12 protein-coding genes are annotated in these 14,061 nt (G+C 44.0%); 9 read left to right on the top strand and 3 right to left on the bottom strand.

The features are described 5' to 3' along the window. Window positions 1–1,363, bottom strand: a 1,363-nt coding sequence (locus tag J7J62_07605) for a VCBS repeat-containing protein (GenBank protein MCD6125016.1), incomplete at its 3' end; no start/stop codon positions are given. Window positions 1,364–1,487: 124 nt separating this feature from the next. On the opposite strand from J7J62_07605, the gene J7J62_07600 reads away from it, so the two are divergent. Genes J7J62_07600 through J7J62_07585 form a run of 4 tightly spaced genes read left to right on the top strand, consistent with a single transcriptional unit; the run spans window position 1,488 to window position 5,594 of the window. Continuing rightward, entirely contained in the window at window positions 1,488–2,744 is a 1,257-nt protein-coding gene (locus tag J7J62_07600) for a lamin tail domain-containing protein (GenBank protein MCD6125015.1), read from the top strand. Between the two features lie 7 nt (window positions 2,745–2,751). Continuing rightward, on the top strand, window positions 2,752–3,708 hold the full coding sequence (locus J7J62_07595) for a Gfo/Idh/MocA family oxidoreductase (protein MCD6125014.1): 957 nt from the start codon (window positions 2,752–2,754) through the stop codon (window positions 3,706–3,708). Beyond that, the gene (locus J7J62_07590; GenBank protein ID MCD6125013.1) at window positions 3,705–4,670 is read left to right on the top strand and encodes a hypothetical protein; all 966 of its coding nucleotides are present in this window, start codon (window positions 3,705–3,707) and stop codon (window positions 4,668–4,670) included. Before J7J62_07595 ends, J7J62_07590 begins: the two co-directional genes overlap by 4 nt. A 36-nt stretch (window positions 4,671–4,706) precedes the next feature. After that, window positions 4,707–5,594, top strand: a complete 888-nt coding sequence (locus tag J7J62_07585) for a DUF1848 domain-containing protein (GenBank protein MCD6125012.1) — start codon at window positions 4,707–4,709, stop codon at window positions 5,592–5,594. A gap of 168 nt (window positions 5,595–5,762) precedes the next feature. Here J7J62_07585 and J7J62_07580 read toward each other — a convergent pair whose 3' ends face one another. Together J7J62_07580 and J7J62_07575 are read right to left on the bottom strand one after the other, a co-directional pair. Further along, complete coding sequence (locus tag J7J62_07580; GenBank protein MCD6125011.1) at window positions 5,763–7,904, bottom strand: T9SS type A sorting domain-containing protein; 2,142 nt, start codon at window positions 7,902–7,904, stop codon at window positions 5,763–5,765. Window positions 7,905–7,919: 15 nt separating this feature from the next. Next, window positions 7,920–10,028: a T9SS type A sorting domain-containing protein gene (locus tag J7J62_07575; protein ID MCD6125010.1), complete on the bottom strand. Its 2,109-nt coding sequence runs from the start codon at window positions 10,026–10,028 to the stop codon at window positions 7,920–7,922. A 109-nt stretch (window positions 10,029–10,137) separates the two neighbouring features. On the opposite strand from J7J62_07575, the gene mnmG reads away from it, so the two are divergent. From mnmG to J7J62_07550, 5 genes are all read left to right on the top strand, one after another. Next, entirely contained in the window at window positions 10,138–11,568 is a 1,431-nt protein-coding gene (gene mnmG, locus J7J62_07570; GenBank protein MCD6125009.1) for a tRNA uridine-5-carboxymethylaminomethyl(34) synthesis enzyme MnmG, read from the top strand. Beyond that, window positions 11,544–11,942 carry a hypothetical protein gene (locus J7J62_07565; protein MCD6125008.1) on the top strand — a complete coding sequence of 133 codons (399 nt, stop codon included), beginning with the start codon at window positions 11,544–11,546 and terminating at the stop codon, window positions 11,940–11,942. Before mnmG ends, J7J62_07565 begins: the two co-directional genes overlap by 25 nt. An 81-nt stretch (window positions 11,943–12,023) precedes the next feature. Continuing rightward, window positions 12,024–12,677 (top strand): 16S rRNA (guanine(527)-N(7))-methyltransferase RsmG, encoded by a 654-nt coding sequence (gene rsmG, locus J7J62_07560; protein MCD6125007.1) that lies wholly within the window; start codon window positions 12,024–12,026, stop codon window positions 12,675–12,677. 65 nt (window positions 12,678–12,742) lie between these two features. Continuing rightward, window positions 12,743–13,603, top strand: coding sequence for a hypothetical protein (locus J7J62_07555; protein MCD6125006.1), 861 nt, complete (start codon window positions 12,743–12,745; stop codon window positions 13,601–13,603). 42 nt (window positions 13,604–13,645) lie between these two features. Next, a partial coding sequence (locus J7J62_07550; protein ID MCD6125005.1) for a hypothetical protein occupies window positions 13,646–14,061 on the top strand: 416 nt, incomplete at its 3' end.

The following is a 14,061-nucleotide window of genomic DNA, read 5'->3' as shown; positions in this document are numbered from 1 at the left end:
CCCACTGCGCACCTATAGTGTGACCGTAATAAACTCTTCCTCCACTCATATTGGGACGCCCCGCAACCCGCCGTCTGTAACCTTGCTCAGTGAATGTGCCATCGCCATTGTTAACGAACAACCAGTTGGGAAGAAGCCTATAGTTACCGACATATATGTCAAGGTCGCCGTCCTCGTCGAAGTCACAGGTAACGACTATTCTGCCGTAGTAGTATGGGGGATTGTTTATCACTCCCATTCCCACCGATTCCGCCGCTTCAACAAATGTGCTGCCCTCGTTAATGTAATAGAAATCGGGGAAATATACTCCGCCAGTATCAGTCCACACTTCGGAATTGGCGATATAGATATCGAGGTCACCATCGCGGTCGAAATCACCTATTCCAGGCGATGCCGAGGGGAATGTGTCAGAAATAGCTGCGCCAATGGTGCTCGTAACATCTGTGAATCTCCCAGCCGTCGCAAAATCATTTCGCCATAATCTATCAGGCTCTCCCAGCCCCATGAGCTGAATTATGTCAAGGTCACCATCGTTATCGAAATCCCAGAATGTCGTGCGGCCACCAGGCACGAGTCCAAGAGCAGCTGTTAGATCGCTGAATGTGCCATTCCTGTTGTTGTACCATAATTTCCCGTTTATGAGAAAATCCTCCCATCCATCACCGTCCATGTCGCCTATGCTTATGTGACTACCGCCTCTTATGTTGCTACGAGAGGTAACATCGGTAAACCAGTACGATGTCCTTATGTCAAAATACTTTCCGTAAGCCCTAATGCGGAATGGAACTGCTCTACCTGAATCGTCAACTATGTAGTACCAAAGGTGGGTGCTGTCACGGTATAGATGTCCTATGGGCGGGGTGTTGTTCGCACTCGCGTAGAAGTGAGGGTCGCCGGAAATAACCACAAACCCCACATGAAAGTCCCTTAATGGCTGAATAACAGGTATTCCTGTTCCGGTGTCTGTAAGCTCAATCCTTCGCCAGCCTACTGAACCCGTAAGGTCGATAGCCTTTGGTGTTATAAGCTCAACAGTAGTGTCGGGATAACCTGAAAAATCCCCCCATATGTGGAGTTCTATTTGCGCGGTCCCGCCGACATAAAGCTCAACCGAAAAAAGCGAGCAGGCATGTAAAGCAGTAAACCTGTTAGCCACCTTGTCGCCAGTAACAACTGCGAAATAACCTATCATCCTGTTCGTATCCCAGATGAACTCGGCATCAATCGTGGAATCGACTCGCTCACACGAATAGCTCCCTGAAATAGTTTCGGGAACAAATTCTGATGTCGAAAAATCGTTGCTCGGAAAAACAATGTTTAGGTAACTGATAATAAGCAAAAAAAGCGCAAAAGCTCTTGACATGTCCAGCCCCCTTTAAAGTTATCAAAATATTATATCAAAAAATGCTGACATTTCAAAACAAATGACAACAATATTTGTTGAAAAAACAGCCTATAATGGTTAAATTTTCTTAAGGCGAGGATTTATGAGCAGAATAATACCAATATTATCCGCGCTTGTAACGCTCCTTTCATCTCAAATTATCGTGAACGAAATAATGTTCAAACCATCATCTATACCCGAGCCTACACCTGAATGGTTTGAAATTCTCAATATTTCAGATACGACTGTTTGCCTTCGAGGTTTTAAATGGAGCGACCTAACCCACACTCCCGCTGTTATAACATACGATTCAATAATTCTTAAGCCGGGCGAGTTCGCTTTGGTGGAGGAATTCGGTTACAGGCTTGGATATTGCGCTAAAATAATCCCTGAAGCTGAATGGCAAAGACTTAATAATTCGGGAACAGACGGCGTCATACTTTACTCCCCCGATGGCATAGCCATCGACAGCGCTATTTATACTGCGGAAAACTATCCTTGCATCGACTACGGGGTTTCGCTTGAGCGGAAATATCCTCTAAGAAGCGGTAGTATAGCCTCAAATTGGAACTGCTCCACCAGCCGAACGGGTTCGACTCCATGTAAGGAAAACTCAATAACAACATCCGATACTATTGCCCCAAAACTGGTTATAACGGAAATCATGTTCAAACCGAGAGTATCATACGAAGAATGGATTGAGATATGCAATAATGGGGACACCACAGTTTCGCTTAATGGCTTTGTCCTATCCGATCCTCACTACAGCGGAATGATAAACAACGATTCAGCGATAGTTGAACCGGGTGGTTACATAATCCTTTCAGAAAGTGACATGGAAGCCGCATGCAGAGTAATAAGAATGCGTGCCTGGCCCTATTTGAACAACGAAGGCGACACGGTCTACCTTAAAACTGGTGAAGGTCTAATTGTTGACCAGGCGATATACACCGCCGCTACGGACTGGGATTACAATGTAAGCGCAGAAAGAGTTAGCATATCAGCCGACGGCACCGATCCAAACAGTTGGAAACCATCGCCAGCGGGCGCCACTCCGTGCGAGGACAACGCGGTATGGTCCCCCGTGTCGGAATCAAAAATATCGCTTACAATAACTCCAAACCCATTCAGTCCAGAAAGCGACGGCAACTGTGAATTATCCGTAAAAGCACCATGGAACGCGTCAGTTCAGATAAGAATCTACGACCTCGAGGGTAAGCTTGTGAGAGATTTCGGATATTGCAGAAGCGCGACCTGGGACGGCAGCGGGGCAAAACCAGGTGCATACATAGCCGCGGCAATAATAAAACAGGGGGATAAAATAGAAAGAAGGCTTGAGCCCTTAATCATTAAAAGGTAAGCCTATCATGAGGTTTGAGAAACCCATACTTATAAGCGTTATAGGCGTTGGTCACATGGGCAGGTTGCACGCCGCCAAAGTAGTAGAAAACGAAGATGCTGAACTCGTGGGCGTATACGATATTGACAGGAGAAAATGCCTTGAAGCAGCGGAACAATTTGAAACGAGAGCATTCGAAACTCTTGATGAGGCAATAGGCTACTCTCAGGCGGTGATATTAGCAACGCCTACCAGAACCCACGGTACTATAGGAACGCATGTTCTCATGCGGGCAAGACACCTTCTCGTGGAAAAGCCGATAGCGGGAAGCGTTGACGAGGCAGAAATACTCGTTAGTATGGCGAAAGAAAGAGATGTAGTTCTCTGGGTTGGACACATAGAAAATTTCAATCCCGCTTGGGTTGCAGCAAAGGAGTTCATTGAGAAACCATTGTTTCTCGAAATACACAGAATAAGCGGTTTTACGAGTCGTTCCACCGACATATCGGTTGTAGAAGACCTCATGATTCACGACCTCGAGCTTTTGGCAAGAATATGCGGCGATAAACTTAAAAATGTTCACGCATCGATGACGAATGTCCTTACCGACAAACCCGATATAGCCAATGCCAGGCTCCACTTCAAGTCAGGATGTATTGCAAACGTAACGGCAAGCAGGATTTCGAAGAAATCTATGAGGAAATTGCGTGTCTTTCAGAAAAACGCCTACATATCAGTAGATTTTAAAGATAGACGAGTTGAGATATATAGACTTCCAAAAAAGGGTGAGATAAGCGGGGAAATAGCTAAATTTGGGGAAGCGGAAATAGAAATACTAAGACCCCCCATACCTCAGCTTGACCCCCTCACCGAGCAACTAAAATTTTTCATCGACTGTATAAAATCAGACAGAAAGCCCGATTGCACTCCAGCTGTGCATGCGCTAAGGTGGGCAAAAATGATCACAAAGGAGGCAATCAGATGAGAAAGAGTATTATTTTAATGGTTATTTTACTTTCTATATTATTCATACATGCAGAAAAGAATTGTTCATGGCAGGAAATATATGAAAAAGCCATGTTTTTGGCATACGACGACAAGTATGATTCGGCGAGAAGTTTAATGAGTCAATTGAAGGACATATTCCAAAGGGACTTGGGGATAGCTATAATAACTTTTATTCAGGCAAAGGATCTGGAGGATTCAACGCTTGCTGCGGAAGCGCTTAGAAGAATTCCAGTTAAAAGTTGCAAGATAAAAGAGTATGTGCCACGAGAGGAATGTGACAGATTTCTTCTTGGCACGGCATTCATTTTCAAAGGAATGATTAATGGATTTCTTTACACACATGATGGAAAGATTTATAGGGTAAAAAGATTCATGAGTTGTACTAAATCTGGTGAAAAGATTTTTACCTCGCTGAAATATGGAGAAGGCATAGAGGGAGACATAGCAGCAATGATTGGGAATGTATGGTATTGGACATCAAAAAAAGCTGGTGCTTTGAGAGTACTTGGTTTGATGAGAAATAGAAAAGATGAGGGGCTGATAAAGCTTCAGGAAGGTGCAGCCAAAGCGAGGATTTTTGTTGATTTTGCAAAAAGTTCTGCTGTGGCTGCTTTAATAGATGATGGTAACATCGATTTCGCTGAAAGTATACTTAAGACGATTAAAAAAAGGCATCCTAATTCAAGAACAGCAATGTGGCACGAGATGGCGATACTGTTGAAAAAAGAAAAATATGATTCTGCTGTAGTTATTGCTGAAAAATTGCTCGATTTCTACAGGGAGAGAAGCAAAATTAACTGCGCCCAGCTTCTTCAGATAATTGTGGAAGCGGCAGAAAAGAAGGGGGATGAAGAAAGGGTTGAAAAGTACAAAACGGAGCTTGAATGGCTATTAAAGGATAAGTACATCAAATCATATCTTAAAAGAAAAAGTTATTAGGAATTGAACAAAAAAGAGCAAAGTTTTATACCAGGATTGGGACTTGGAAAGATTATATCAGCTTCGAGGAGAACTGATATTCCGTCTTTCTATTCGCGATGGTTTATAGAAAGACTTCGGGCTGGCTATGTTCTTGTTAGAAACCCCTTCAACTACTCGCAAATAAGAAAGGTTTCATTGCTACCGCAGGATGTTTCCGCAATTGTTTTCTGGACAAGAGATGCGACGCCATTAATTCCCTTTTTTGACGAAATTGAAAGTAAACTTATTCCTTTTTCTTTTCTTTGGACTATCACTGCATACCCAAAAGAGCTCGAACCAAACGGTGTAGGTCTTCAAAGAGGAATTGAGACATTTATTCAAGTGGCTGAAAGAGTGGGCAAAAAAAGAATGGCTGTTCGATATGACCCTATAATTATAAGTAAAAAATTCACTCCAGAATGGCATTTCAAGGTATTTTCAAAGATCGTTAGGAAATTAAAAAATTATACATCGAGGATAATCATAAGTCTTTTAACACCATACCCTACTGTTATGAGTCGTCTTAAAAGAATAGATGAAACCATTGTTACCAACCCTCTGGATAGAGATGATGTCAGGGAGCTTTTGGCTTGTATGTCCGAAATAGCAAAACAGAACGATATTCCGATATCAGCTTGTTCTATGGGCGGAGCGATGAAGGAAATGGGAATTGATGATGCACCTTGCATTGACCCCATATGGTTATCTAATGGCTTGGGAATAAAAGTTAAATACAAAAAAGATAAGGGCCAGAGACATAATTGCCTGTGCACTGAAAGTATAGATATAGGAAGTTACGACACATGTCCAAGAATGTGTATGTACTGCTATGCATTCAAAAGCCGAAGAAGGGTGTTAAAAAATTTTCTTAAACATGATGTGAATTCTGATATACTGACGTGATAATTATTAATATGGTGTTCTATGAGTTGAAATCGAATTAATCCGAAGCAAAATAGCGAATTATACTGAGCGTACATTTGTTCATAAGAGGTTAATAAAACCGCTTTTTTCAACAGAATTGATTTATGAACGATATTTCAACGCAAAATTAACAAGGAAACAAACAGCTTACTTAATGTAAATGATAAATTGTTTTATTACTTTCTCCCTTAACTGTGCTTTAAGAATATAAACACCAGATGGGATGTTATCCGGCTTCCATTTTAGGAGATATTTACCGTCTTTTATTTCCATCTGAGACGGTTGCACAACAAGCTTCCCATTGAGGTCGTAGATCTCTACGATTGGCTGAGATTGCGGGTTTCCGCTTAACTCTATATTTAGGGCATCGTTAAAAGGATTGGGATAAACGAGGACTGATTCCTCAAATTTCCTTTCCAAAGGCACTTTTAATGAAGTATTTATGTATTGATAACAGTATGTTGTGTCATTTGGTCCACACATATCGCATGTATCGTCATCCATAATGATGTGTTCGGGGACATTGTCAGCAAGGTGAATGCAAACCTTCATGGTTTCGTCGCTACAGAAGTTGGTCCAGAGGCCAGATATAGTTATTCTTGCACCAGGTCCAAGAGTAATATATGGGCTTGATGTGTAAAGTGTAAGGGTGTCTTCTATCACAACATAAAGTGAAGAGTCGGTTCTCACTCCTGAGAGCAGGTCAGTAAAATTGTAGTACGCCGTAAACGCATTTGTTGTGAATATATAACCATCGGCTGGATTTGCGCTCGTTATCACGGGTGGTTGCAGGTCTATGGTGAATGAACCTTCTTCCAGCATGACATTGCTATGACAGCCTTTGGCATCCTTGACATTTGTTACCTTGTATGTTATCGTCGTGTTGTTACCCCATTCTGTATCCGGAGTGAATGTTAGGTATGGTGGATCCCATGATAGTTGACTGCTGTCTATCGTGTATGTGAAGGTGCCGTAGAGACTTGTAACTCTGAATCTTATCGATGTGGAATCGATTGTAGTGTCAGAATCGGCTATGCTGACGACTATTTCTTGGTCGGGACAGGCTGTGAATACTGTAGTTGTTGGCGATGTGTCCGGTGGGCAGATATTGATTGTGTATGGGCCCTGGCAGGTGTCTATGTAAGATAAACCGCATGGTACCAGACATCCGTGGGTCGTATCTATTTCAGTCGAGCTACCGGTCTTCAATCTTGTTATAAGTGCAAAGCAGTTTCCTTCTATCGTGTCGTACGATGTTATGTGCAAGCGCCATGCGAAACAAAGGGTTGACCCGGGAGGCCAAGAGTAGAAATACCTAATCGTATCACCAAGAAGAATTGACATGGAATCGCCGGGTTCAATTTCTATTCTTGTCGTGTCTATGGTATCGCTGGAAGTGTTTGTAAAGCACACTGTTAGCACTCTTGCTGAGTCAACCATTGGTCTTATTGAATTCCACACTGTTGTCCATGATGCGGTCTTTGGGAAGTTAATTCCACCTGTTGCCGAGGCAACCTGATGATACATTGTGTCCCAGAAAGCAGTTGAACACGAACCACCTCCGAAGTAAAGCGTGGACGGCGTCATAGTGTAAATGATGAATCCTTCATCTATGGCTTTCATTTTTGGATTTGCATATTGAGGATAAGGATGAAGCGAATCTATAGCGTAAACTCCGCATGAGTCAGTCGCGCAGCCCGACACATCGAGTGCGCATGAGGGTTCATCTGTTGCGAGAAATACGATGCGTAGGGCATCTTTTCGCCATTGATAGTCGCTAAGAGCATGCCAAAGAGCTGTCCACACCCACTCATTGGAGGTAGGTTCACCAAAAGAATATAAACAAAATATATTGTTGCGTATTACTATGTAGCGATCAGTCATTTGATATCCTGCCATTGTATCATAGTCATGGATAAAGAATGTGTCGCCGAATGTTACCAAACCAAATTTTACATCATAGCCTAACGCATCTAATTGAGCAGATAATCCGTCCATTGCTGCCCTGACATTAGCAATGTCATCACCCATTGAGCCAGTGGTGTCAACGACAAACACCAAGTCAACCTTTACGCTATCCAGTCGGCAACTGAATTCAGGGATAAAAAGTGTGGTGTCATACATAGCTCTACTAAATGGAATTGCTCTTCCGCCGTGGTTGAGGTAAAGTTGGGTAACTGTTAGCGGACTGTTAGTTTGTGCGTTGCTCCTCTCGCTTGCTTGGGAAATCGTGATGAAACCTGTGAGAAAGGAAATTAATGTAAACAAAACCAAAATAGTTTTTCTCATTGTTGCACCCCCTTATTATCTCAAATACTTTACTTTTTTATAATATGTTTTCTCTCCTATTTCAAGCATTATTATATATGTCCCTGACGGGATGTTTTCTGGGCACCAGGTTATTGTGCTCATTCCCGGGTTAAGTCTTGAATCATATATTTTAGCTATTTCACGGCCATTGAGGCCAAGGGCGCATATTTTTACCCTTTCAGCCTTTGTTACCCCTATCGATAAAAATAGTTTGTCGTTAAATGGATTTGGATATGTGTGTATTAAGAATTTTGGTTTGCTAACCTCACCGATGGCTGTTGATATCTTGAAATATTTGCAATAGGTCGTTTCGTTTGGTTCGCCAAGCGGACAGGACGAGGTTCCGCGAAAAACATTGTCAGCAGCATGAACGCATATTTTGACGCTATCTTCAGGTGGGATGTGAAGTTCGTCGGCGCTGCCAGAAAGCCATATAGCCGGCGGCGCCAAAGAAACCCCGACGAAGGAACTGTCAATGGTGAATATGTAGGAATCGTTTACCGCGAAATAAAGCGTGCTATCAAATCTTATTCCGGATACAGAGTCCGCGAGTTGAAATTCCACGAATACCGATGCTGGATTTATGGTATCGCCGGTTGTGCACCAAGCTATGGGTGGTGTGGTATCGAGAACCAGGACTCCGCCAGCAGGATATTTTAAGCTGCAACCGTGGGTGTCATCGGCTGAAATAAGATAAAAACGAGTAGCGATGCCCTCAACAAGGTCGTCAGTAGGTGTGAATGTGAGTGTGTCAGATGATAAACCAAGGTGATCGGGGTAGCGGTAAATTGTCGTATCCGAGGGGGTTTGCACGAGGACCTCTATGGTTGAGGTGTCAACGGCTGAGTCGGGGGTGCTTATGTAGAATTTTATGGGGAATCTGGGCGAAGATGTGTAAATGGTTTCACCGGGGACGGGAATGTAGGGACATATAGCATGCGCAACGGGTCCGTAGCAGGAGAAAAGGCGATGGTGCATGCAAGCTGAGACTGTGTCAGTAAAAGTTGTTCCTGCGCTGCTGTATCCAAAGATAGCTATTTTAAAGCAATTTTCGGGACCCGTGTATCCTCTCGGGCTTGATACGCGCCAGTTAAAGCAATGTTTTGTCCCGGGATGCCACGGGAAAAATCGCTGTCTTTGCCTGCCGTAAAGAAGCGTTATCGAGTCGCCAGGAAGAAGTTTCACATAGGCTGTATCAAAAGTGAATGGAGTTGTGTTGCTAACGCAAAGAGTTATGCTCTGTGAGGTGTCTATAATTGGTATTAAAGTATCAGTGAGAGCACGCCAATCTGTGTTACCCCAGAAAATTCTCCCGCCACTTTTTGTGGCTATCTTCTCGTAAAGTGAATCCCAAAGTTCCACAGGAGCAAGGTAGGAGCCTCTGTAAACTGTGTCCACAAGGGCAAATACGAGATAGCCCTCATTCACAGCTCTCATAAATGTGTTGGCATTAGGGGGATATGGGTTTAAGAAGGTGTCGGCGTATGTTTTGCATCTCGGGTCTGAACCGGGAACATCGAGAGCAGAAGATGGCGTTGTAGTCGCGAAAACTATTATTTTCAGTGCTTCCGGGCGAAGGTCGAACACATCCATGGCGTCCCATATAGCATCCCATACCCGTGGCGCCCCGAAAGGCGGTAAACCTATAGCCATGCTATGGAAACCATTAACTCGTGCGCTCACATAACTGTCCGTCATCTGATATCCCGGAGAGTAATCGAAATCCACCACAAATGGCGTTCCGCAGACTTTTATGAAGCCAAAGCGATAGTCGTAGCCAAGGGCATGAAGTCTTGCGCCAAGACCATCAAGGCTTGCCCGCATCCACGCTATACAAAACTGCATATCCCAACATGTGTCTATAACGAAAACTATATCCACGGTGAGCGAGTCGTTTCGGCAGCCACCATAATATGTGAAGCCAGTACTACTAACGAATATTGGACTTTGCGGAATAATATTTTTGTCCTGTTTCTTTGGACTTTGCGGAATAATATTTTTGTCCTGTTTCTGACTTGCAGACTGCGCTCCGGAAAATGTTGCCAGAACAATAACAATTGCCAAAAATATATTTAAAGGGAACAAATCGTTAGCTTTCCCCATATCCACCTCCAAATTTTCCCTTTAGTAACATTATAAACAAAAATTGAGCATTTTCAACAAATATTAATTAATTCTTGAAAAAAATTCGTTATTAAATACAGTAAAGTTTATGGGAAAGAGTTTTGACATAATCGTTGTTGGTGGTGGACACGCAGGTGTTGAGGCTTCTTTCGTTGGGGCGAAACTTGGCATGAATGTGTGTCTTGTAACCACTTGCGCCGATTCTATAGGACGCATGAGCTGCAACCCAGCCGTTGGTGGACTCGCAAAAAGCCGTGTCGTGCGCGAAGTGGATGCTATGGGTGGCGTGATAGGTATTGCCGCTGACAGGACAGCGATTCAATATCGCGTTCTTAACAGGAAGAAGGGCCCCGCGGTTCAGGCAACGAGATGTCAGAACGACAGAAAGCAATATGAAAAAGCGGTAAGGGAAATAATAATGAATGTCGAACGGCTTACGGTTGTTGAGGGGTCTGCGTACTCTATCCTGAGCGAGGGAAGAAAAGTTTTTGGGATAAGGCTCAATAGCGGTGAGGAACTGTATGCGAAGGCGGTGATACTTGCCACTGGAACATTTCTTGGTGGAAAAATATTCATAGGTCATGATGAGTTTCCCGGCGGGAGAATTGACGAAGCTCCACAGGAAGAGCTTGCTAAATCGCTGAGAAAGCTTGGTTTAAGAATTCTGAGATTTAAAACCGGCACGCCGCCAAGGATAAAGCGCTCAACAGTGGATTTTTCGCGTGTAACTATTCAGCACGGCGAGGACGATGTGGTGCCTTTCTCGATAGACACTGAGAGTGTGCTTCCCAAGGATGAGCAGGAACCATGCTTCATAACTCATACGACCCCTGAAACCCATAAGCTTGTTCTCGATAACATAAAGCTTTCCGCTCTTTACGGCGGTAAGATAGTGGGTGTGGGTCCTCGTTATTGCCCATCGATAGAGGTCAAAGTGAAGAACTTCCCCCATCATCCGAAACATATTGTTTTTCTCGAACCAGAGGGGAGGGGAGTTGATGAAATGTATCCCAACGGGGTTTCGAACTCGCTTCCCGCAGAGATTCAGCTCGCGATGCTTCGCACTATACCGGGACTTGAGAATGTTGAGATGACACGCCCGGGCTATGCAGTTGAGTACGATGTGGTTGAACCAGTTCAAATTTCGCATTCGCTCATGGCAAGAGAGGTGGACGGGTTATTTTTTGCGGGTCAGATAATGGGAACATCGGGCTACGAAGAAGCAGCCGGACTTGGTATTATAGCGGGAATTAATGCTGCTTTTTGGATTATGGGAGGATCGCCTCTAATACTCACGAGGGATAAAAGCTATATCGCGGTAATGATAGATGACCTCGTTACTCGTGGTGCAGACGAGCCGTACAGGCTTCTTACTGGCAGAGCTGAATTTAAACTTCTGCTGCGAGAAGATAACGCGTGGCTTTCTGTTTATGAGTCGATTCCGCACGATTTGCTCGAAAAAATTTCCGGCGAGCGTTTTCTTGTTATGAAAGAGTGGCACGAGAAGAGCTTGGCGTAGAGCAGGGAACGCCACTCTCAAAGTATTGCCGTCGCCCTGACGCCAAATGGGATATGCTCGAAAAAATCTACCCCGAAATAGCAGATTTGATGCCTCAGCCCAAAAGAACACTTGCTATCGAACTTAAATACGCAGGCTACATAGAACATCAGAGAAGGGAAGCCGAAAAGCTGCGCAAAGTAGAGACAATGACGATCCCGGAAGACCTTGAATTTGAGGGGATAGGCTTGCGTCGCGAGGCGGCTGAGAAGTTTGCCCGTTTTCGCCCGAAAACTATTGGTCAAGCCATGAGAATTCCTGGTATAACGCCGTCAGATGTGGCCGTGCTGGTGGCTGTGTTAAAAAAGTTGTTTCATGTGAAACATAAGCCCTAACTACTTATGAATCAAAGAGATACAATTGAAGAAGCACTTTTTAATAAAGAGATAAATTTGCCGAGGGATTTTTGGCATAAAATGGAAACATTCGAAAAGCTTGTAAGAACTGAGGCGCGCAAGAGAGATTTGCTTTCGGATTCCGATATCGCGAATATTTTCGACCGCTTCGAAAAGCTTGTAAGAACGGAGGCGCGCAAGAGAGATTTGCTTTCGGATTCAGATATTGCAAATATTTTCGTCCGTCACATTTTGGACTCGTTAGCGCCACTATTTTTTGTTAGCATTCCTTGCGGCACCGAAATTCTTGACTACGGTTCCGGCGCTGGTTTTCCGGGCATAGTGCTTGCGTGCGTCCTGACTAACTCTCGCTTTGTCCTTGCTGAGTCAAAAGCCAAAAAGGTCCAATTTCTTATGCATGCGGTGAACGAGCTGGAACTCAGGAATGTGGAAGTTTTTGCGGGCAGAGCAGAGGAGGTGAATAGAGAATTCGACTTTATCATGCTGAGGGCTACAGGACCGCTTAAACGAACCATCCCGACATCTTTGCGATTGCTTAGGAACGAGGGGAAACTTGTGGTTTGGGTTGGACCGAAATTCGTTGGTGAACTGGATTGGTGGAGAAAGTTTCTGCGGAAAAGGGGTGCAGAGGTTGAGTTGAAGCCTTATCCCGACTGGCTGAGCGGGGATAGGAAACTATCGATAGCAGTGATAGCTAAAAACATTGTTCTTTAAATTATTTATGCTTGCGAGAGCCTGTTTAATATTTTATTTTTAATTTCAAAAATGGAGGCACTGTTATGAGAAAAATAATTTTTCCAGCAATATTTGTGATGCTTTTTCTGAGCGTTTGTTCGTCATTTGAACTCGGAAAAGATGCTCTTGCGCAGGCATCTGGCGAAGAACAAAAAGAAGAAAGAGAGTCGAAGTCTTTGTTCTCGAGTTCACAGGTGCTTTCAACCAAGAAGGCGTTCCTGATGTCTCTTGCCATTCCCGGGACCGGTGAGCTTTACTGCAAAAGTATTATCAAGGCGGTGGGTTTCATAGGAATTGAGGCAATCTCCATAGGTGGGTATGCCTATTTTATTCATCAATACACGGTAAAGCGTGATGATTACAGGGCTTATGCTGATTCGCATTGGATAAGGGATGTTTGGATTAGCTGGTATGACAGCCTCTGTGCTCTTAAAGATACTAACGAGCTCGGGATAGAGAAACTTCCAAGCACCAAAACGCAGCAATACTACGAGATGATAGGAAAGTACGATTGGTTTGCTTTCGGCTGGGACGATATTATTGAGCGCGACGATTTCGACAGCCTCGTTCAGGCTACCTACGAGATAGCTGGTTATACTCCCGCAAGCGATGTGCACGATGAGGTTACGGCAAGGGTTCTTTCCAAGCTTTATTCAGCTCACAGGGAACATTACATGAACATGCGCAAGGAAGCGAACGACAAATATACTGTGGCGAAATACTTTCTTGGCGCGCTTATTTTTAACCACATAGTCTCCGCTTTCGACGCCGCGATAACTGCTAAAATACACAACGACAAGCTGTATAAAGGATTCACGGGTATCGATAAGGTTAGGTTTTCGACAAGGCTTGCTGTTAGGTCAGGAACTCTAACCCCACAATTTTTTGTAACGATTAAGTGGTGAGAAAATAAATATGTAAACTTTGAAAAATTCGGGAGGTGTGATATGAAAATTTTGAGAGTTCTTTTTGTATTAGCGATTTTATCGTTATCGATGGCGGACGAACTCCCGCCTCGAGCCGAAGCTTTACTCGATAGTATTCCCGACGACCCCGCAGCCTATAGAATCTGGAAAATGAGATTTCTTGAGGCAGCTAATGAAGGTGGTTTTTCTTCTTTTGCACCAGTCGTCATGGCTCCAATGGTCTTAACGACGCACAATGGGTATGTTCGCGCCGATGTTAACGAGACCACAGGTGTTTTTGAGGAAGGTGCCGACCCATCTGGAGGCGGCTCTTTCGTTAAGCTAACTTACTCCTTTGGCAGAACCTGGCATACTGAGTGGGTTATGTATTGGGTCGATAGTGTATGGGCGAAAACCGGAACATCATGGCCACCATCTATGCCCCCAGCGAGCAGCGT

The organism is bacterium, from assembly GCA_021159335.1.
In the GTDB taxonomy this organism is placed as follows: Bacteria; UBP14; UBA6098; order B30-G16; family B30-G16; genus JAGGRZ01.
Note: the sequence above shows the minus strand (reverse complement) of the source record. Positions and strands in the feature narration are given on the sequence as shown.

What these genes read in the sequence shown, in the direction of transcription:
- J7J62_07600 (MCD6125015.1), top strand. Translation starts at nt 1,488, where the DNA reads ATGAGCAGAATAATACCAATATTATCCGCGCTTGTAACGCTCCTTTCA.
- rsmG (MCD6125007.1), top strand. Translation starts at nt 12,024, where the DNA reads ATGGAAACATTCGAAAAGCTTGTAAGAACTGAGGCGCGCAAGAGAGAT.
- J7J62_07590 (MCD6125013.1), top strand. Translation starts at nt 3,705, where the DNA reads ATGAGAAAGAGTATTATTTTAATGGTTATTTTACTTTCTATATTATTC.
- J7J62_07580 (MCD6125011.1), bottom strand. Translation starts at nt 7,904, where the DNA reads ATGAGAAAAACTATTTTGGTTTTGTTTACATTAATTTCCTTTCTCACA.
- J7J62_07595 (MCD6125014.1), top strand. Translation starts at nt 2,752, where the DNA reads ATGAGGTTTGAGAAACCCATACTTATAAGCGTTATAGGCGTTGGTCAC.
- mnmG (MCD6125009.1), top strand. Translation starts at nt 10,138, where the DNA reads ATGGGAAAGAGTTTTGACATAATCGTTGTTGGTGGTGGACACGCAGGT.
- J7J62_07575 (MCD6125010.1), bottom strand. Translation starts at nt 10,028, where the DNA reads ATGGGGAAAGCTAACGATTTGTTCCCTTTAAATATATTTTTGGCAATT.
- J7J62_07555 (MCD6125006.1), top strand. Translation starts at nt 12,743, where the DNA reads ATGAGAAAAATAATTTTTCCAGCAATATTTGTGATGCTTTTTCTGAGC.